The 18,367-nt window shown below is 68.6% G+C and carries 19 protein-coding genes; 9 read left to right on the top strand and 10 right to left on the bottom strand.

Going from position 1 to position 18,367, the window contains the following annotated elements; genetic code table 11:
* The first annotated feature begins 287 nt into the window (after positions 1–287).
* The gene (locus ELQ92_RS15330) at positions 288–1,799 is read left to right on the top strand and encodes a DUF5979 domain-containing protein (protein WP_128500199.1); all 1,512 of its coding nucleotides are present in this window, start codon (positions 288–290) and stop codon (positions 1,797–1,799) included.
* Positions 1,800–1,858: 59 nt separating this feature from the next.
* Here ELQ92_RS15330 and ELQ92_RS15325 read toward each other — a convergent pair whose 3' ends face one another.
* Together ELQ92_RS15325 and ELQ92_RS15320 are read right to left on the bottom strand one after the other, a co-directional pair.
* Positions 1,859–2,506 carry a CE1759 family FMN reductase gene (locus tag ELQ92_RS15325; protein WP_128500198.1) on the bottom strand — a complete coding sequence of 216 codons (648 nt, stop codon included), beginning with the start codon at positions 2,504–2,506 and terminating at the stop codon, positions 1,859–1,861.
* Entirely contained in the window at positions 2,499–3,629 is a 1,131-nt protein-coding gene (locus ELQ92_RS15320) for an LLM class flavin-dependent oxidoreductase (RefSeq protein WP_128500246.1), read from the bottom strand. The genes ELQ92_RS15325 and ELQ92_RS15320 overlap by 8 nt, the downstream gene beginning before the upstream one ends.
* A 115-nt stretch (positions 3,630–3,744) precedes the next feature.
* Between ELQ92_RS15320 and ELQ92_RS15315 the strand changes: the two genes are divergently transcribed.
* Positions 3,745–4,941, top strand: coding sequence for an acyltransferase family protein (locus ELQ92_RS15315; RefSeq protein WP_128500197.1), 1,197 nt, complete (start codon positions 3,745–3,747; stop codon positions 4,939–4,941).
* 19 nt (positions 4,942–4,960) lie between these two features.
* Here the strand turns inward: ELQ92_RS15315 and ELQ92_RS15310 are convergent, their stop codons facing one another.
* The 3 genes from ELQ92_RS15310 to rpsO form a co-directional block, all read right to left on the bottom strand.
* Entirely contained in the window at positions 4,961–5,728 is a 768-nt protein-coding gene (locus tag ELQ92_RS15310) for a fructosamine kinase family protein (RefSeq protein ID WP_128500196.1), read from the bottom strand.
* Between the two features lie 3 nt (positions 5,729–5,731).
* Positions 5,732–5,926: a hypothetical protein gene (locus ELQ92_RS15305; protein WP_128500195.1), complete on the bottom strand. Its 195-nt coding sequence runs from the start codon at positions 5,924–5,926 to the stop codon at positions 5,732–5,734.
* Between the two features lie 135 nt (positions 5,927–6,061).
* A complete protein-coding gene (gene rpsO / locus ELQ92_RS15300) occupies positions 6,062–6,331 on the bottom strand; it encodes a 30S ribosomal protein S15 (protein WP_128495861.1) in 270 nt (89 codons plus the stop codon).
* A gap of 270 nt (positions 6,332–6,601) precedes the next feature.
* Here rpsO and ELQ92_RS15295 point away from each other — a divergent pair, with 270 nt between their 5' ends.
* Both ELQ92_RS15295 and ELQ92_RS15290 read left to right on the top strand, forming a co-directional pair.
* A complete protein-coding gene (locus ELQ92_RS15295; RefSeq protein ID WP_128500245.1) occupies positions 6,602–7,672 on the top strand; it encodes a M4 family metallopeptidase in 1,071 nt (356 codons plus the stop codon).
* 43 nt (positions 7,673–7,715) lie between these two features.
* Positions 7,716–8,018 (top strand): protealysin inhibitor emfourin, encoded by a 303-nt coding sequence (locus tag ELQ92_RS15290; RefSeq protein WP_128500194.1) that lies wholly within the window; start codon positions 7,716–7,718, stop codon positions 8,016–8,018.
* A 19-nt stretch (positions 8,019–8,037) separates the two neighbouring features.
* Here the strand turns inward: ELQ92_RS15290 and ELQ92_RS15285 are convergent, their stop codons facing one another.
* Positions 8,038–9,420 (bottom strand): MFS transporter, encoded by a 1,383-nt coding sequence (locus tag ELQ92_RS15285; RefSeq protein ID WP_128500193.1) that lies wholly within the window; start codon positions 9,418–9,420, stop codon positions 8,038–8,040.
* A 122-nt stretch (positions 9,421–9,542) separates the two neighbouring features.
* On the opposite strand from ELQ92_RS15285, the gene ELQ92_RS15280 reads away from it, so the two are divergent.
* Positions 9,543–10,127, top strand: a complete 585-nt coding sequence (locus ELQ92_RS15280; RefSeq protein ID WP_128500192.1) for a hypothetical protein — start codon at positions 9,543–9,545, stop codon at positions 10,125–10,127.
* Positions 10,128–10,130: 3 nt separating this feature from the next.
* Here the strand turns inward: ELQ92_RS15280 and ELQ92_RS15275 are convergent, their stop codons facing one another.
* Both ELQ92_RS15275 and ELQ92_RS15270 read right to left on the bottom strand, forming a co-directional pair.
* Positions 10,131–11,168 (bottom strand): LLM class flavin-dependent oxidoreductase, encoded by a 1,038-nt coding sequence (locus ELQ92_RS15275; RefSeq protein WP_128500191.1) that lies wholly within the window; start codon positions 11,166–11,168, stop codon positions 10,131–10,133.
* An 85-nt stretch (positions 11,169–11,253) separates the two neighbouring features.
* A complete protein-coding gene (locus ELQ92_RS15270) occupies positions 11,254–11,736 on the bottom strand; it encodes an Lrp/AsnC family transcriptional regulator (RefSeq protein ID WP_128500190.1) in 483 nt (160 codons plus the stop codon).
* Positions 11,737–11,876: 140 nt separating this feature from the next.
* Here ELQ92_RS15270 and ELQ92_RS15265 point away from each other — a divergent pair, with 140 nt between their 5' ends.
* Positions 11,877–12,275, top strand: a complete 399-nt coding sequence (locus ELQ92_RS15265) for a DUF1304 domain-containing protein (RefSeq protein ID WP_128500189.1) — start codon at positions 11,877–11,879, stop codon at positions 12,273–12,275.
* A 66-nt stretch (positions 12,276–12,341) separates the two neighbouring features.
* Here the strand turns inward: ELQ92_RS15265 and ELQ92_RS15260 are convergent, their stop codons facing one another.
* Positions 12,342–12,713, bottom strand: a complete 372-nt coding sequence (locus ELQ92_RS15260) for an FKBP-type peptidyl-prolyl cis-trans isomerase (protein ID WP_128500188.1) — start codon at positions 12,711–12,713, stop codon at positions 12,342–12,344.
* A 239-nt stretch (positions 12,714–12,952) separates the two neighbouring features.
* Here ELQ92_RS15260 and ELQ92_RS15255 point away from each other — a divergent pair, with 239 nt between their 5' ends.
* The gene (locus tag ELQ92_RS15255; RefSeq protein WP_128500187.1) at positions 12,953–13,834 is read left to right on the top strand and encodes a fumarylacetoacetate hydrolase family protein; all 882 of its coding nucleotides are present in this window, start codon (positions 12,953–12,955) and stop codon (positions 13,832–13,834) included.
* A gap of 13 nt (positions 13,835–13,847) precedes the next feature.
* On the opposite strand, the gene ELQ92_RS15250 is transcribed toward ELQ92_RS15255, so the two are convergent.
* Positions 13,848–15,332, bottom strand: coding sequence for an aspartate ammonia-lyase (locus tag ELQ92_RS15250; RefSeq protein ID WP_128500244.1), 1,485 nt, complete (start codon positions 15,330–15,332; stop codon positions 13,848–13,850).
* 237 nt (positions 15,333–15,569) lie between these two features.
* Between ELQ92_RS15250 and ELQ92_RS15245 the strand changes: the two genes are divergently transcribed.
* Positions 15,570–16,538 (top strand): LacI family DNA-binding transcriptional regulator, encoded by a 969-nt coding sequence (locus tag ELQ92_RS15245; RefSeq protein WP_128500186.1) that lies wholly within the window; start codon positions 15,570–15,572, stop codon positions 16,536–16,538.
* A 169-nt stretch (positions 16,539–16,707) separates the two neighbouring features.
* Positions 16,708–18,342 carry a fucose isomerase gene (locus ELQ92_RS15235; RefSeq protein ID WP_166426817.1) on the top strand — a complete coding sequence of 545 codons (1,635 nt, stop codon included), beginning with the start codon at positions 16,708–16,710 and terminating at the stop codon, positions 18,340–18,342.
* Positions 18,343–18,367: the final 25 nt, after the last annotated feature.

Genomic DNA, 18,367 nt, shown 5'->3' with positions numbered 1-18,367 from the left:
CCACCGAGGACCAGCTTCCTGCCGGGCCTGCTCCGCGTTGCATCGGCGCGACCGGACGGCCGCACCACTCCTCAGGCTATCAGACGGCTCTGTGGACGACCGGGATGATCCGGCGCCGCACAGTCCCTCTGGGTGCTGACCCGGGTTCTGTCGAGAACCGGCGTCATGACCCGCACGAGGGGTCACATCTCCTGAGGTGGGGGGGGAGAGCCCGACGGGACGACGCGAGTCGCCCCGTCGGGCCACTCCTCCTCTTTCCCACCCCCGACGTCGAGGAGCTCAAACCCATGCGATTGCCCTCTCTCATCCGAATCGGAACAGGACTCGGCGCCGCCGTGCTCGGTTTCGCGGCCATCGTCGTCCCGGCTGCGGCCGTGGCGGCGGAACTCGACGCGATCGACAGCGTCTCGATCCTCGCGCCGGATCCCGACGATCCCGCAGCGCCGCTCACCGTCGGTCAGGAGTTCCTCCTCTCGGCAGAGTGGAGTGTCTCCGACGACGCACATCCGGGAGACACGTTCAGCGTCGGCTTCCCCTCACCCATCTCCGTGGCCTGGGCCCAGAGCTTCGACCTGCTCGATCCCGACGGAGCGGTCGTCGGCACATGCGACGCCTCCGGACAGTCGATCGAGTGCGCTCTCGGCGACTACGTCCTCGAGCACGATGACGTGCACGGTTCGCTCAGCGTGCGGGCGATCGCGTCCGCGACGACCGGCGCGGAGACCCTCACGTTCGAGACGTCGACCGGAGCGATCGTGACCGCTCCGATACCCGGCGGAGGCATCGTCGCGGACGAACCGGGCGACGGCCCCACGGACATCCGGAAATTCGGTGGCATCGCACCGGACGGTTCGTCCGCGCGGTGGTCCATCGAGGTCCCGATCTCCCACCTCGAGCGGCTCGGCGACGGAGTCGTCCTGACGGATCACTACGACGAGCGCCTCGAACTCGACGTGGCGTCCGTCTCCATCGCCTACGTGAGTCCCGACGGGTGGGCGGCCTGGATTTCCGACCGACGAGCCGAGGCTCTGCCGCTCTCCTCGGGCGAGTGGACCATCGAGAACCACCCGACGACGCACAGCTTCGACCTCCGCTTCCCCACCCCGCGAGCAGCGGGCGGCTGGTATCTCGTCTCCTACGCGACGCCCTTCCCGACCGACGTCCGCGTCGGCGATGTGTTCGAGAACACCGTGACCGCGGCGGGCGTCACGGTCACCGACGGCGCGGTGGAGTACGTGGACGCCGGCGGGAACGGCTCGGGTCAGGGCCGCCGCTCGATCGCTGTGACGAAAGCGGTCGAGGGCGTCGCCCCCGCCGTCGACTTCGTCGTCGCCCTCGACTGTGTGGACCGGGCGGGAGAGCCGGTACGCGGCTTCCCCCAGCGCTCGTCGGTGCGCGCGGGCGAGACCGCGACCTTCACGGGAGTCCCCGTCGGCGCCGCGTGTGTCCTCTCGGAGCCCGAGAACGGTGGAGCCGACACCGTGTCGATCTCTCCGTCGCCGCGTCTCACGGTGACGAGCGGTTCTCCGGCGATCATCGAGCTCGTCGTGACGAACACCTTCGAGCCGACACCGACACCGACACCGACACCGACGTCCACGCCGACCGACACCCCCACGCCGACGGATACACCCGGCGACACGTCCACTCCTCCGGCGTCGACCCCGGTACCGACGTCGACGGATCGTCTCGCACGGACGGGTTCGGAGGCCGTCGGAGCCGCGATTGGCGCCGCGTCCGCACTCCTCGCGCTTGGTGCTGGCATCACGGTCGCCACCCGGCGCCACCGCACGCACTGACCGGAGAGCACGAGGCGGCGGAGGGTGAGCCCCCACCGCCGCCTCGTGATCGGTCCGGATCAGAACCCGGCGAGGCCACCGAGCATGGTTCCCACGGATGACCCATCGCCGAACGACGCCGGGTCGAACGGATCGACCGCTAGGGGCTTCGACTGGCGCACGGCCATCGCCGCGGCGAGCTCGCGGGCGGCGCGTTCGACGCGCTCCTGCAGCGGGCGCACCGTGTCGCCGTCCGCGTCGCCCCAATCGGAGGATGCGGCGAACACCCCCGTCGGGACCGCATCGGCATGCAGGTAGGCGAAGAGTGGCCGGATGGCGTAGTCGATCGCGAGTGAGTGCCGGGCCGTGCCCGCGTTGGCTCCGATGAGCACGGGGGTCCCGGTGAGCGCCTTCGGGTCGAGGACGTCGATGAACGTCTTGAACAGCCCGCTGTAGCTCGTACTGAAGATCGGTGTCACGACGATCAGACCGTCGGCCGACGCGACGTCGTCAAGCATGGCGTCGAGTCGCACGGACGGGAACCCGGTGATCAGGTTGTCCATGAGATCCCGTGCGTATTCGCGGAGTTCGATCGTCGTCACCGACGCCTCGACATCGCGTTCGGCGAGGGCGGCGACGGACGCCGCCGCGATGCGGTCGGCGAGCAGGCGGGAGGACGACGGCGTACTGAGACCCGCGGTCACGACGACGAGTCGACGATCAGACATGGGTGTCCTCCTTTTCGGGAGCAGCGGCGGTCTCGACGGTGGTCTCGGCGGCGCGCGCCTCCGCGACACGCGCCGCGTGCGTCGGAGCATCCGGGACCGACTCCGGACGATTCACGGCGAGCTCCTTCCGGAGCACGGGCACGACCTCCTCGCCGAGGATGTCGAGCTGCTCGAGCACGGTCTTGAGCGGGAGGCCGGCGTGGTCCATGAGGAACAGCTGGCGCTGGTAGTCGCCGAAATAGTCACGCATGGCGGCGTACCGGTCGATCACCTGCTGCGGGCTGCCCACGGTCAGAGGCGTCTGCTCCGTGAAGTCCTCGAGGCTCGGCCCGTGCCCGTAGACGGGCGCGTTGTCGAAGTAGGGACGGAACTCCGAGACGGCGTCCTGCGAGTTCTTCCGGATGAAGGCCTGACCGCCGAGCCCGACGATCGCCTGGTCGGCTCGCCCGTGACCGTAGTGCTCGAAGCGCTGGCGATAGAGCCCGATGAGGCGCATGAAGTGCTCCTTGGGCCAGAAGATGTTGTTCGCGAAGAAGCCGTCGCCGTAGAAGGCGGCCTGCTCCGCGATCTCCGGGGTGCGGATGCTGCCGTGCCAGACGAACGGCGGCACGTCGTCGAGGGGGCGGGGCGTCGACTGGAACCCCTGCAGCGGGGTGCGGAAGCGTCCTTGCCAGTCGACGTACTCCTCACGCCAGAGCCGGTGCAAAAGGTTGTAGTTCTCGAGTGCGAGCTCGACGCCCTGGCGGATGTCCTTGCCGAACCACGGGTAGACCGGGCCGGTGTTGCCGCGTCCCATCATGACGTCGACGCGGCCGTCAGCGAGGTGCTGGAGCATCGCGAAGTCCTCGGCGATCTTCACCGGGTCGTTCGTGGTGATGAGAGTCGTGCTCGTGGAGAGCAGGATCCGCTCGGTCTGCGCCGCGATGTAGCCGAGCATCGTCGTCGGGCTCGAGGGCACGAACGGCGGGTTGTGGTGCTCACCGGTCGCGAAGACGTCGAGACCGACCTCTTCAGCCTTGAGGGCGATCGCGACCATCGCCTTGATCCGCTCGTTCTCGGTCGGCGTGCGACCGGTCGTCGGATCGGTGGTGACATCGCCGACGGTGAAGATGCCGAACTGCATCATGAGTGCACCATTCCTTCTAATCTATTCATCTGAATACGAATAGCAGAACGGCAAGGGGTCCGGCCTTATTCCCGCCGACCCATACGCTAAGTGGACGACGAGGAAGGTCCCGATGGTAGACACCGCGAACGCCGAGGTCCCGCAGAAACCGGCACGACGGCGTGTTCCGTATTGGGACAACGTCCGGTTCGCCTGCATCGTCCTCGTCGTCGCCGGGCACGGCATCCAGCGGCTCACCTACGACTCGGACTGGGCGCTCACCGTCTACCTCGCGATCTACGCGTTCCACATGCCGGCCTTCGCCGTCGTGAGCGGATACTTCTCGAAGTCCGAGCCGCCCGGCCGTCGCCAGATGTCGCGGCTCATCACCGACATCATCCTTCCGTACATCATCTTCGAGTCGGTGTGGACCCTCGTCCAGTTCGTCGTCGAGGGGAAACAGGAGCTCAATCCCACGCAGCCGTCCTGGACCCTGTGGTTCCTCCTCGCCCTCGGGATCTTCCGGCTCGTCCTCCCTTACCTGGCGCTCATCCGATGGCCCGTCTTCTGGGCGATCGTGGTATCCGTCGGCGTCGGGTATCTCGACAATGTCAACAGCACCTTCTCGCTGTCCCGGACGCTCGGGATCCTGCCCTTCTTCGTGATCGGTTGGCGGTTGCGGACCACTCCCCTCGCGGATCGCTGGCATGCGGCGAGCACCCGCGTCCTCGTTGGGGTGCGTATCGCCGCAGTGGCACTGTTCGTCCTCACGGTCGCCGTGTTCTGGACCGGAGTCGACCTCTGGCGCCGTATCGACGTGCGGTTCTGGTTCTTCTACGACGACTCCTATGACGGCCTCGGCGAGGACCAGTGGTGGGCCGGCGGTGTGAGGCTCGGACTGATCGTCATCGCTCTTCTGCTCGTCGCAGCCCTCTTCTCCCTCGTGCCGCGCCGGGAGACCTTCTTCACGACCTTCGGCCAGTACACGATGTACGCGTACCTCCTCCACAGCTTCGTCCTCTATCCACTCCGAGAGACAGGTGTCCTGCGCGACGAGAACACCACGCGGCTCTGGCTCGTCGCCATGCTCATCGGAGCCGTGCTGCTCACGATGGCGCTCTCGTCGAAGCCGGTGCGGACGGTGTTCCGCCCGCTTGTCGAACCGAAGCCGCGGTGGTTGTTCTCGGACGACCCGGATCGGCGGCGCGGCGAGTCGCGGACCGACCCGACGGGGGCGCGACGGCCCTCCGCGCTCCGGGAACCGGCCGCGACGCGTCGCGGCAGCGATCGCGCGGACGGTGCGCCGCCTCACTCGACGGCGGGCGACTGATCTCCGGACCGCGTCGACCTCAGAGCAGCGACGCCGCAACCCGTCCGGCCGCCTCGGCGAGCGCGCGGCCGTAGGCGGGACCGTGTCCCGCGGCGTGCACCGCGAGCGGGTGCAGCTGGTGGAGCGGAACGCGCTCGCGCCAGCCATCGCCCAGCGGATGGGCCCCGTCGTACCCGGAGACGACCTCGTCGAGGAACGGACACCCGAAGAGGGCGAGCATCGCGAGGTCCGTCTCCCGATGACCACCGTGGGCCGCAGGATCGATGATCACGACGCCGTCAGCCCCCCACAGCACGTTCCCCGACCAGAGGTCGCCGTGGATGCGGGCCGGCGGTTCGTCGTCGTCGAGCGCTCCGCCGGCGATGGCGTCACAGACGTCGCGGACGAGCCGGGCGCCGTCCGGACCGATGGTGCCGACGCGTTCGGCGACCGCAAGGAACGGGAGGACGCGCGTCCGTGCATAGAAGGACCCCCACGACGACTCCGACGATGCCGGCATCTCCCGGCGTCCGATGAAGAGCCGACCGGTCCATCCGGCGGGCGGGCTGCCGAAAGCGGGGGCTCCGGCACGGTGCGTCGTCGCGAGCGCCTCCCCGAACCGTCGGGCGGCCTCGGGCGTCGGAGGCGACTCGTCGATGCGTTCGAGCATGATCGTGCTGCTCGAGACGTCGAGGACGCGGACGACGCGGGCTCCTCCAGCAGCCGCCAGCCACCGGAGCCCCGCCGCTTCAGCCGGGTAGGCGTCGGCCGCGGCCGGGGCCGACTTGACGACGGCGGCGGTCGACACGGCTCAGTCCGAGGATCGCGACCGGCTGATGAGGACGTACGCCACCACGGCCACGATGAGAGCGACGAAGACCGCGAAGACGGCCTTCACGATGAACCAGGCGACACTGAACAGGAATCCGACGAGCCACCAGGCCACGATGAGGGCGAGGATGAACACGACGATCGTGACTGCTGTGGCTGCTGGGCTCCTGCGCATCGTCTTCCTTTCGTCGGGTGTTCGAGAACAAGGGTATGGTCACGCGGAACGGGCCGCCACCCAGGAGGGTGACGGCCCGTTCGGCAAGAAGTTCGCGGTGTCAGCGAGAACCGACGGCAACCGGTGAGGTCGCTTCTAGCGACGCAGTCCGAGGCGCTCGATGAGCGCACGGTAGCGGTTGATGTCGACGTCCTGGAGGTAGCCCAGGAGACGACGACGCTGGCCGACGAGGAGGAGCAGGCCACGACGCGAGTGGTGGTCGTGCTTGTGCTCCTTCAGGTGCTCGGTGAGATCCTTGATCCGCTTGGTCAGGATAGCCACCTGGACCTCGGGGGATCCGGTGTCTCCGGGGTGGGTCGCGTACTCTTCGATGATCGCCTTCTTGGAGTCTGAATCGAGTGCCATAGAGGGATCCCCTTCCTGTTCGTTGCGCGGTGCCCATGACCTGATGTCGGGGCTCTCTTTATCCGCGGCCGTTCGACGGCAACTTCCCCACTTTAGCAGGCATCGGTGTCGGCGGAGCACCACAGTCCCCGAGAGGGTGGACGATCCGTCGCGAGGTCGGTGGCGTGTGTGAAGATGCTCGCACGCGACGAACGACGGGGGACGACGACCATGACGAACGAGATGCACACCGACCGGATCGACGCGGCGACCACTCGAGCGCCCGCGGGAATGACCCACGGTCGATCCGGATGCGCCATCGTCCCGCCCTACCTGCTCGAGCGGCTCGCCTCGCTCGACGATCCCGGTTTCGGCCGCGCAGCGGCGGCGGCCCGGCACTCCCTCGTCAGGCGGACCGTCCACTCGAGGCCGGCGGGGGTCATGACCGACCCGGCCGCGGCCCTGACGACCGCCCGGCCCGACGACGCCTCGCAACTCGTCCGCTCCATCTTCGACGCCCGTGGGACGGAGCAGCTTCCGGGTGCCCTCGTCCGGTCGGAAGGCGGACGACCCACGGGCGACCCCGCCGCCGACGAGGCCTATGACGGCCTCGGCGCGACGCACGCACTTCTGCGAGAGGCGTTCGGCCGCGCGTCGATAGACGATGCGGGCCTTCCCCTCGAAGCGACGATCCACTTCGGCGACGCCTACGACAACGCGTTCTGGGACGGCGCCCGCATGGTCTTCGGCGACGGCGACGGCCAGGTCTTCGAACGGTTCACACGCTCGCTCAGCGTCATCGGGCACGAACTCAGCCATGGCGTCGTGCAGTACTCCGCCAACTTCGTCTACGAAGGGCAGTCCGGAGCACTCAACGAGTCGGTCGCCGACGTCTTCGGCGCACTGGTCGAGCAGCACGCCGCGAGGCAGTCGTCGGACCAGGCGAGCTGGCTCATCGGCGTCGGTCTCTTCACCGACCAGGTCGAGGGTCTCGCCATCCGCTCTCTCGCGGCCCCCGGAACCGCCTACGACGACGACGTCCTCGGCCGAGACCCGCAGCCCGGTCACATGCGCGATTACATCGACACCCGGGAGGACAACGGCGGGGTTCACCTCAACTCGGGCATCCCGAACAAGGCCTTCCACCTCGCCGCCACCACGATCGGCGGCTTCGCGTGGGAGGGTGCCGGTCCCATCTGGTACGACGCTCTCACCGCGGGCCGTCTCACGGCCGCGGCGACCTTCGCGGAGTTCGCCGCGCAGACCGTCTCCTCCGCCGAGTCGCTCTTCGGGATCGACTCGCGCGAGCACGCCGCCGTGGTCGCGGCCTGGACGTCGGTCGGAGTCCTCCCCAGCGAGTGAGGCCCTCGCCCGGCCCGACCGCGGCCGAGCGTAGACTTCGGCCATGAAGGTCGAGGTCTCGCGGAATGGCGGATTCGCCGGCATCACTCGCCGGTGGCAGGCCGACGTGGACGCCCAGCCCGATAAGGACGACTGGATCATCCTCATCGACGATCTGCCGTGGGACCGGGTGCCGTCACAGCCGAGCGAGCCCGACCGCTACACGTGGGTCATCCGCATCGCAGCCCCCGACCGCGCGGCCCCGAGCCACGAGGCGGCTCTGCCCGAGCGCGAACTCACGGGACGCTGGCGCGAGCTCGTCGACCGGGTCCGTGAGTGCGGAGAGGCCGTTCCACGGGAGCGATGAGGCCGACGCGCGCTATCCCTCAGATCGCCGTCTCGTCGACGATCTCCTCGTCGAGCGCCTGGCCGCGCTTGTCCGCGAGCGCGAGAGCCCCGATCGCGGCGATGACGAAGAACGCCGCGAAGACGCCGAAGACGACCCCCGTGGAGGCGACCCCGATGATCGCGGGAACCGCGATCGGAGCAATGATCGAGGCGATACGACCCACTCCGGCGGCCCAGCCGGCTCCCGTGCCCCGGAGCGGCGTCGGATACAGCTCGGGCGTCACGGCGTAGAGCGCGCCCCACGCCCCGAGGTTGAAGAACGAGAGCAGCATTCCCGCACCGATCACGTGCCACTCGACGGAGGCCAGCCCGAAGAGCGCGGCCGCCGCAGCAGATCCGACGAGGAAGGTCGCGAGAGTGCGATTGCGGCCCCATCGTTCGACGAGGATCGCGGAGACGGCGTAGCCGGGGAGCTGGGCGAGGGTGATCAGCAGCGTGTAGCCGAAGGAGCGCACGAGATCGAAGCCCGACGCGAGCAGGATGGACGGCAGCCACACGAAGGCTCCGTAATAGGAGAAGTTGACGCAGAACCAGACGATCCAGAGAGCGAAGGTCTGTCGCCGAACGGGACGGGCGAAGAGCACACCGATCCCGGCGCTGCTCGCTCGCGGAACCACCGTGGCCGTGGGTTCGGCCTCCGCCGGCGGGCTCTCGACGCCGGCCGAACGCTCGAAGCGCCGGACGGTGTCCTCCGCCTCCCGGATGCGGCCTTTCCCCTCGAGGAACCGGACCGATTCGGGCAGGCCCAGACGGATCACGACGGCGTACACGGCCGGGACGGCTCCGAGGGCGAGCGCCCAGCGCCAACCGTCGTCGCTCGCGGGGATGACGAAGTACCCGATCACGGCAGCGAGGGTCCAACCGACGGCCCAGAAGGATTCGAGGATCACGATCACGCGGCCGCGGATGCGCGGCGGCGCGAACTCGCTCACAAGGGTCGACGCGACCGGGAGTTCGGCACCGAGCCCCAGCCCGACGAAGAACCGCAACACGATGAGCGCTCCGACCGACCAGGCGAGGGCCGATAATCCGGTCGCGATGCCGAACACGAGGAGCGTCACCGCGAAGACCTGTCGCCGCCCGATGCGGTCGGCGAGCAGGCCGCCGAGGCTCGCTCCGATGGCCATGCCGACGAAGCCGGCCGACGCGACCCAGCCGAGGGTGCCGCTGTCGACGGACCAGGTGGTTCCGAGTGCCGCGATGACAAAGGAGATGAGGCCGACGTCCATCGCGTCGAGGGCCCAGCCGACGCCCGATCCGACGAGGAGCCGACGGTGCTGCTTCGTGAAGGGGAGTCGGTCGAGTCGGTCGAGCCGGGAGGCGCCGGGTCGCGCTCGACCGGTAGCGGTGTCCGTGTCCATTCCCTCATTCTCACAGGCAGGGCCCAGCGGCGGGGCGACCGACGCTCCTAGGCTCGTCTCACGGGCGATTACGGCGCGTCCCACCGGACAGGTCGCCCGCTTTCGCAGACGAAAGGACCACCATGGGCTTCCTCGACAGACTGCTCGGCCGCGACGACGCACCCGACCGCCGCCAGCAGCAGCGCTCCGGCGTCCCCGCCCGGAGCGACGACGAGATCGCGGTCGAGCGCTACCGCTACCTTCTCCGGACGGCACCGCCCGAGACGATCGAGCAGGTACACGCTGAGGCCTTCGAGAAGCTCACGCCGGAACAGCGCCAGATGGTGTTCGACGACCTCTCGACGAACGCGCCGCACGGTGAGGCGCCACGGGACTCCTCCCCCGCCAGGCTCGCGTCCGCCGCCACCCGTTCGGAGCTCCGAAGCCCCGGCACCCTCGAACGGTCGTTCGGTGGCGGTCGTAGTCCGGGCTTCGGCTCGATGGTCGGCGGTTCGCTCCTCGGTACCGTCGCCGGTTACGTGATCGGCTCGGCGATCGTCAGTTCGTTCCTCCCTCCGATGGAGGGCGCCCCCGATGCGGGAACAGAGGGCGACGCGGGATCAGAGGGCGAAGCGGGAACGTCGGAGGCATCGGGAGCGGACGGCGGCGGGGACTTCGGCGGAGACATCGGGGGCGGGGACTTCGGCGGCGGGGACTTCGGCTTCTGACGCTCAGAGGGAAGCGGCGAGCATCTCGAGCGTGCGCTGTCGCGACGGCGACGACGCCGGGTCGATCCCGTCGTGCTCGGAGGCCGACGGCACGATCATGATCTCGTCGACCTCGAAGCGCGAGGCGAGGTCGACGAGAGCCGACGCCGCCGTCGCCACGTCCCCGATGATCGAGGACCGCCGCATCTGATCGACGAACTCCTCCTGGAGCGGCGTCAGCTCTGCTACCGCAGCCTGTTCCACCGTGGCGAGCGCGCCGAGCTTTCCACCGGTGCGCAAGCGTGCCATGAGCTGGAGCTGAGGCAGCGCGAGAGCATCGGCTTCTTCGTCGGTCTCCGCCACCACGACGGATGCCGTGACGAAGGTGCGCGGGGCGTCGAGGAACGCCGACGCCTCGAAGCGACTGCGGTAGAGCTCGACGGCGCGCTCCGCTCCACCACCGCCTCCCGCGAAGTGGTGAGCGAAGACGTACGGCAGGCCGAGGCGGGCAGCGAGCATCGCCGAGTAGTCGCTCGAGCCCAGAAGCCATGCCGCCGGAACCGAGCGCGCGGCGGGGGTCGACCGCAACGCGTACTCCTCACCGGACGTCAACCGCACGGGCGTGCCGTCGGCGGAGAGCAGGGAGATCAGGTCCGAGACCGCGTCCGGGAAACCATCGACGGCCGTCGTCGGGCCGGAGCGGGCGAGGACGGCGCTCACGACCGGGTCGCTCCCGGGGGCCCGTCCGAGACCCAGATCGATCCGGCCAGGGGCGGACGCCTCGAGCAGAGCGAACTGCTCGGCGATCACGAGTGCCGAGTGGTTCGGGAGCATGACCCCGCCCGAGCCCACCCGGATCCGGTGCGTCCGGGCGACGGCGAGGGCGATGAGCACCGCCGGATTCGTGGAGGCGACCGACGCCATGTTGTGGTGTTCCGCGAACCAGAAGCGTTCGAACCCCAGCCGTTCGGCCGTTTCCACGAGCCGGAGCGATGCGGCGAGCGCATCGGACGTCGATTGTCCGCTGCCGACGGAAACGAGATCGAGAACGGACAGGTGCACGGCGACACGACCTTTCGCTCGGCCGAGGCGGCCGCTCTCAGGATACGTCCGAGAGGGCGACCGCGCGTCTTCCCCGGGGACGGCTCTAATCGAGAAGCTGGTACCACCCCGTGCCCCGCGCGTGCTCGAACACGAGGTTCGTCTCGGTGTGGGCGACGGCGGGGTGACCCGTGAGGTAGTCGATCACGAAGTCACGCAGCTCCGCGGCGTCGTGGGCGGCGAGATGGAGAAGGTAATCGTCGCGACCGCCCATGTGGAACAGCGCCATGACGCCGGGCCACGTGGGCGCCTCGGCTCGGAACCGTTCGATCTCGGGGCGAGCGTGCTTCGTGAGGCGTACGGCGATGATGGCCTGGATGGGTGCGCCGAGTGCCGTGAGATCGATGTCCGCGTGGTACCCGGTGATGTGACCGCTGCGCTGGAGCCGGCGGACCCGCAGTGACACGGTCGATTCGGCGATGCCGAGCTCCGAGGCGAGAGCGGAGCCCGAGGAGCGCGCGTTCTTCGACAAGAGACGCAGGAGCGCCCGATCCGTGTCGTCCAGCTGATCGTTCTTCGTCGTACTCACGCGTCGTCACCTGCCTGTCGGGTTGCGGATCGAGGCACCCTCATCGATACCTCACCCTCCGGGAGTCTACGGAACGGGGATCTGCTCGCTTCCCCCCACAACGCGTGACTCCCGGCAGGGGGGCGCAATAGTCTCAAGCCATGGAGATCCTGATCACCGCAACGGCGGTCCTGTCAGCCGCCGTCCACGTCCTCATCTTCTACTGGGAGTCGGTGGCCTGGACGAGGCCCGCCGTCTGGAAGCGGTTCGGACTCCCGAGCCAGCAGGACGCCGAGACGACGAGCGCCCTCGCCTACAACCAGGGCTTCTACAACCTGTTCCTCGCGATCGGAACGCTGCTCGGGGTGATCCTCTATGCCGTGGGGCTCGTGGGGGCCGGGCTCGCGATCGGCCTCTTCTCCGTGGGCAGCATGGTCGCAGCCGCCCTCGTCCTCGTGACGAGTGGACGCGGCAGGATACGGAGCGCCCTCGTCCAGGCGACGTTCCCGCTCCTCACGATCGTGCTCGTGCTCGTGCAGCTCGCCACCACGACCGGCTGAATCACCCTCCGACACGACGGAACCCCCGGTGGACCTGAGTCCACCGGGGGTTCCCGACGTATCGAGTCAGCGCACTCCGAGGAGGTCGATGACGAAGATCAGCGTCTCGCCGGAGAGCTGGTGCCCCGAGCCGGCCGGGCCGTACGCCTGCTGCGGCGGGACCGTCAGCTGACGGCGACCACCGACCTTCATGCCCGGGATGCCCTCCTGCCAGCCCTGGATGAGGTTGCGGAGGGGGAAGGTGATGCTCTGGCCGCGGCTCCACGAGGAGTCGAACTCCTCGCCCGTCGAGTGGGAAACGCCGAGGTAGTGGACCTCGACCGTCGAGGACGCCTGGGCCTCGTCACCGTCGCCCACCACGAGGTCGACGATCTCGAGGGTCTCGGGGGCGGGCCCCGTGGGAGCGTCGATCTCCGGCTTCTTGTTCAAATCAGTCATGACACCATCCAACCCCCCGAAGACCGGTCCGTCAAAGGGGCGGGCTTCCTCACGGTTCGGCCCCGGGGGGGGGGGGGGGGGGAAAAATGGGGTCTTGCGCACGCGCCCGTCTCGGGCGCATGATTCTTACACGTATTCATCGCCCGGGCGACTCGCAGGCACTGCCGCAGCACCGGGCGATGAATCATGTTCCGGGTCGGCGACCGCTCCGCACGCGGCCGAACAGCTAGCCTAGAAGCGTGAAGTTCGCCCACCTCAGCTCCCCTGCCCAGCCCGACGCCGGAGTTCGGCTCGCCGTCGTCGTCGAGGGCGGCGCGATCTTCCTCGACGACATCCTCGAGGATGCGCCGGTCACGCTCCAGGACCTCATCTCCAGTGGCGACGACGAACTCGCACGCGTACGCGCCTACGTCGGCAACGCGACATCATCGGGGCTGGAGCCGACCCCGCTCGCCGAGCTCGAGCACGCCTCGGCCGTTCTCGAGCCGCCCGTCGTCATCGCCGTCGGCCTCAACTACTCCGCCCACTCCTCCGAGCTCAACCTCAAGACGGATCAGGCGCCGACCCTGTTCACGTTGTGGCCGAACTCGCTCACGGGCCACGATCACACGACTTCGTGGCCGCGCGAGTTGAGCGAGCAGGTCGACTACGAGGCAGAACTCGGCGTGATCATCGGAACGCCCGCCCGCAACGTGAGCGAGGAGGACGCGCTCGATTACGTCTGGGGCTACACGGTCGTCAACGACATCACCGCCCGTAACATCCAGTACTCCGAGACGCAGTGGACGCGGTGCAAGTCGTTCGACGGCTTCACGCCGACCGGTCCCGTCGTCGTCACAAAGGACGAGGTCCCCGACCCCCAGGACCTGCACGTGACGACGGTGCTCGACGGCCGCACCCTCCAGGACTCGTCGACAGCGCTCATGGTCCGGAGCGTCGCACGCCTCATCGCGCACATCTCGGGAAGCACGACGCTCCTTCCCGGCACGCTCATCTCGACGGGAAGCCCGGGAGGCGCCGGCTACTCCCGCGATCCGCAGGTGTTCCTCCAGGACGGTTCGACCGTGACGGTGGCGATCGACGGCATCGGAGAGTTGACGACGCACTGCCGCATGCTCTGATTCCGATTCCGACTCAGTCGGACGTGGCCGCGTCGACGTCGATGACGGGGATGGCCATCGTCGTGGCCTCGAGCCCCGACAGACGAGCGGGCGACAACTGCTTCTCGACCTCGTCACGCGACATCAGGTCGGCCTCGACCACGAGGTCTGCGACGTTCCGACCCGTGAGCAGAGCGGTCTTCGCGAGCGCGGCGGCCGCGGTGTAACCGATGAACGGGGTGAGCGCCGTGATGACGCCGACGGAGCTGCCGACCATGGTCCCGAGTCGTTCCTCGTTCGCCGTGATGCCATCCACGCAATTGACACGCAGGGTCCAGCAGGCCTGCGCGAGCCACGTGACGGACTGCAGGAGCGAGTGGGCGATGACCGGTTCGAACGCGTTGAGCTGCAGCTGGCCGGCCTCCGCCGCCATCGTCACCGTCATGTCGGCTCCGACCACGGAGAACGCGACCTGATTGACGACCTCCGGAATGACCGGATTCACCTTGCCCGGCATGATGCTCGACCCCGCCTGCCGCGGCGGCAGGTTGATCTCGCCGAAACCCGCCTGCGGCCCGCTCGACAGCAGACGGAGGTCGTTGCAGATCTTCGACAGCTTGATGGCCGATCGCTTGAGCGTCCCGCTGAACGACATGAATCCGCCCGCGTCACTCGTCGACTCGATGAGGTCGGGTGCCGTCTCGAGCCGAAGGCCCGTGATCTCGTTGAGGTGCGTCACGACGGACGCGGCGTAGCGCGGGTCCGCGGTGATTCCCGTCCCGATCGCCGTGGCGCCGAGGTTGACTTCGGCAAGCAGCCAGAGCGTCTCGGACAGACGCGCGTGATCCTCGCCGAGCGTCGTCGCGAACCCGTGGAACTCCTGGCCGAGCGTCATGGGAACGGCGTCCTGCAACTGGGTGCGACCCACCTTGAGCACGTGGCGGAACTCGACGGCCTTCGCCGCGAAGGAGGCACGGAGCTGTTCGAGCTCGTCGAGGAGGTGGCGCAGCGCGAATGCGAGCGCGATCTTGATGGCGGTGGGGTAGACATCGTTCGTGCTCTGGCTGCGGTTCGTGTGATCGTACGGCGAGAGGAAGGCGTAGTCGCCCTTGGGGCGGCCCGCGAGCTCGAGCGCGACGTTGGTGATGACCTCGTTCGCGTTCATGTTCGTCGAGGTACCGGCACCGCCCTGAATGACACCGGTCACGAACTCGTCGTGGAACCGGCCGTCGATGACGAGTTGACAGGCCCGGTCGATGAGCTCGGCCTTCCCCGCGTCGAGGACGCCGAGGTCGGCATTCGTCCGCGCGGCGGCCTGTTTGATCGAGGCGAGCGCGACCACGAGGTCCGGGTACACCGAGATGGGCCGCTTCGAGATGGGGAAGTTCGAGAGGGCGCGGGCGGTGTGGATGCCCCAGTAGGCGTCGGCCGGGATCTCGAGCGAGCCGAGCGAGTCGGTCTCGAGCCGGGTTTCCCGCGCGGTCGCTCGGTGGTCGTACGTCGCTTCAGTGTCTGTCATCGTTTCGCTGCCGAAGGGGTTCGTCGAGACGGGCGGCACTGCGGTGGCAGCGCGCGCGGCCGTCGCGCTCGGGGTGTGGGTCACGGTTGGCTCCATTGCCGGTGTCGATGCTCGTGGCGGGACGCCTCCGAGTCTAGCCGGGGGCACTTCCGGCGCCGGGATCGCGCACGAGCGTGTGGAGAGGACCGTGAACGGCGTGGTCGTTAGAGTGAGGCGACCGGACGGAAGGACGACCCTGTGGCGACGATCTACGACGTGGCGCGTCTCGCCGGTGTCTCTCCGGCGACCGTGTCGCGCGTCTTCAACGGCACCACCGTCACACCGGAGAACGAGCGGGTCGTGCGAGACGCGGCCGCTCGACTCGAGTTCGTGCCCAATCGGACGGCGCGGACGCTCCGCCGTCGGAACAGCGACATCATCGCTCTCGTCATCCCGGACATCGAGAATCCCTACTTCACGGCGCTCGCGCGAGGTGTCGAGGACGAAGCGCGCGCCGCCGGCTACTCCGTCGTCCTCTGCAACACGGATGGCGACGTCACTCGGGAGTCCGACTACCTCGAGGTCGCCGTGTCCGAGCACATGGCCGGCGTCATCATCGCCGCCGCGAGCGACCAGAGTGATCTCTCCCCCCTTCTCAGTCGGCAGAAGGCGGTCGTCGCGGTCGACCGCGTGCCGCACGGTGCGGCGATCGACGCAGTGACCATCGACAACGCCGTCGGCGCCGAGCTCGCGACGCGACTCCTCGTCGAGCGCGGCTACGAGCGCATCGCGTGCATCGCCGGGCCCGACGATGTCGAGACGTCGGTCGCCCGGATCTCCGGGTGGCGCGACGCCTTGTCCCGAGCGGGTCTCCGTGCGGACCATGACCTCCTCGAACACGCCGACTACCGAGTCGAAGGCGGATCCGCGGCGATGGCTCGCCTGCTCGGGCGCACAGATCCACCGGACGCGGTCTTCGTCGCGAACAACCTCATGAGCGTCGGAGCGCTGAGAGTGCTCCGGGACGCCGGTATCCACCCACCGGAGATCGGCGTCGCATCCTTCGGAGCGCTCCCGTTCTCGACCTCGGCCCCCACGGGCGTCTCGATGGTCTCGCTCCCGGCCCGAGAGCTGGGGGCGTCGGCGGCACGGATGCTGCTCGCCCGCATCCGCGGTGACCGGCAGGCACCGAGGACTCTCGTCCTCGAGGCGACCGCGATCGACTGAGCCCTCCGCAGTGGGTTCTGCGCCGCCGTCGCTTGCGTCTGAAATCGATTTCTGCAACGCTGATCGTGGCCGCACCACGGCCGGTCATCACATCGACGAGGACGGATGCCGAGGCAGGTCACGTCCCTCATCGACACCGACACGGATATCGACCCGAGGAGATCGCCTCATGAGCTACACCCTTCCCCCCACCCGCGAGCATCCGACCGCCGAACCACGGACGATCTACTCGGTCGCCTCCGGCGACCTGCGGCTCTCCGCGAACACGAAGTGCTGGCCGACGCAGGAGGCATTCGAGGGTGATGTGACGCGCGCCGCCAGCGGCTTCGGCTGGAGTGTGAAGCGCGCCCACGGCGTCGATCCGGAGAAGGGTCACGGCTTCATCGATAGCCAGCGCCTCGGCATCGAGGTCTTCCGGGACATCCCGAAGGACGCTCCGGTCGTCGTCGTCGACGCCGTCTGGCAGTACAGCCACCACGTCCTCGCCGGCCTGCGGAGCCACGAGGGACCGATCCTCATCGTCGCGAACTGGGCCGGGGACTTCCCGGGGCTCGTCGGGCTCCTGAACCTCACGGGAAGCCTCACGAAGGCCGGCATCGTGTACTCGTCGCTCTGGAGCAAGGACTTCACCGACGAGTGGGCGCTCGGCAAGTTCGAGGAGTGGCTCACGACCGGATCGATCACCCACGACACGAGCCATGTCCGCGACCTGCCGTCGCTCGACGAGTCCTCGGACGAGGTCGGACTCGGCCGGGCCCTCGCCCGGGAGCTCCTCGAGGACAAGGCCATCATCGGCATCTTCGACGAGGGCTGCATGGGCATGTACAACGCCATCATCGACGACGAGCTACTCAACGCGATCGGCATCTACAAGGAGCGGCTGTCGCAGAGTGCCCTCCTCGCGGAGATGAATCGTGTGAGCGACGACGAGGCCGCCGCGGCCAAGGCCTGCCTCGACGAGGCCGGACTGACGTTCCACTTCGGCGAGGACGAGGAGACGGAGCTCACTCCGGCCCAGGTCCACAGCCAACTGAAGATGTACATCGCCGCACTGCGGATGGGAGACGACTTCGGTGTCGACGCCATCGGCATCCAGTACCAGCAGGGCCTCAAGGACATGGTCCCGGCGTCCGACCTCGCCGAGGGCCTCCTGAACAACGTGTCGCGGCCGCCGGTGCGCTCGCGCGACGGGGCTCGCGAGCTCTACGCCGGAGCGCCGCTGCCCCACTTCAACGAGGTGGACGAGGGCGTCGCCGTCGACGCGCTCATCACCAACCGGATCTGGACGGCGATGGGCCTCGACCCCGCGAACACCCTCCACGACGTGCGGTGGGGCGAGGAGTACGACGGCGAGTTCGTCTGGGTCTTCGAGATCTCCGGCTCCGTTCCCGCGAGCCACAACGGAGGATACGACAAGAGCTACAGTATGCGGCAGCCGGCGATGTTCTTCCCGCTCGGCGGAGGCACCCTGAGCGGCGTCTCGAAGCCGGGAGAGATCGTCTGGTCCCGCGTGTTCGTCGAGGGCGGCGAACTGCACGTCGACCTCGGCCGCGGCCACGTCGTCGATCTGCCCGCCGAGGAGACTCAGCGTCGCCTCGACGCGACGGACCCGCAGTGGCCCATCATGCACGCGGTGCTCGACGGCGTCAGCCGCGACCAGATGATGGCCCGCCACAAGGCGAACCACGCCCAGGTCGTCTATGCGCCTGACGCCGAGACGGCCGACAAGGCCGTGCTCGCGAAGGCCGCGTTCTTCGCGGAGCTGGGCGTGCACGTCCACCTCGCGGGGGACGTCGCGATCTAGCGCGGGTTCTCCACAGCGGCAGTAC

Origin of the sequence: Labedella populi, from assembly GCF_004078655.1 — a bacterium.
Taxonomy (GTDB): domain Bacteria; phylum Actinomycetota; class Actinomycetes; order Actinomycetales; family Microbacteriaceae; genus Labedella; species Labedella populi.
This window is presented reverse-complemented; position numbering and strand designations above follow the sequence as displayed.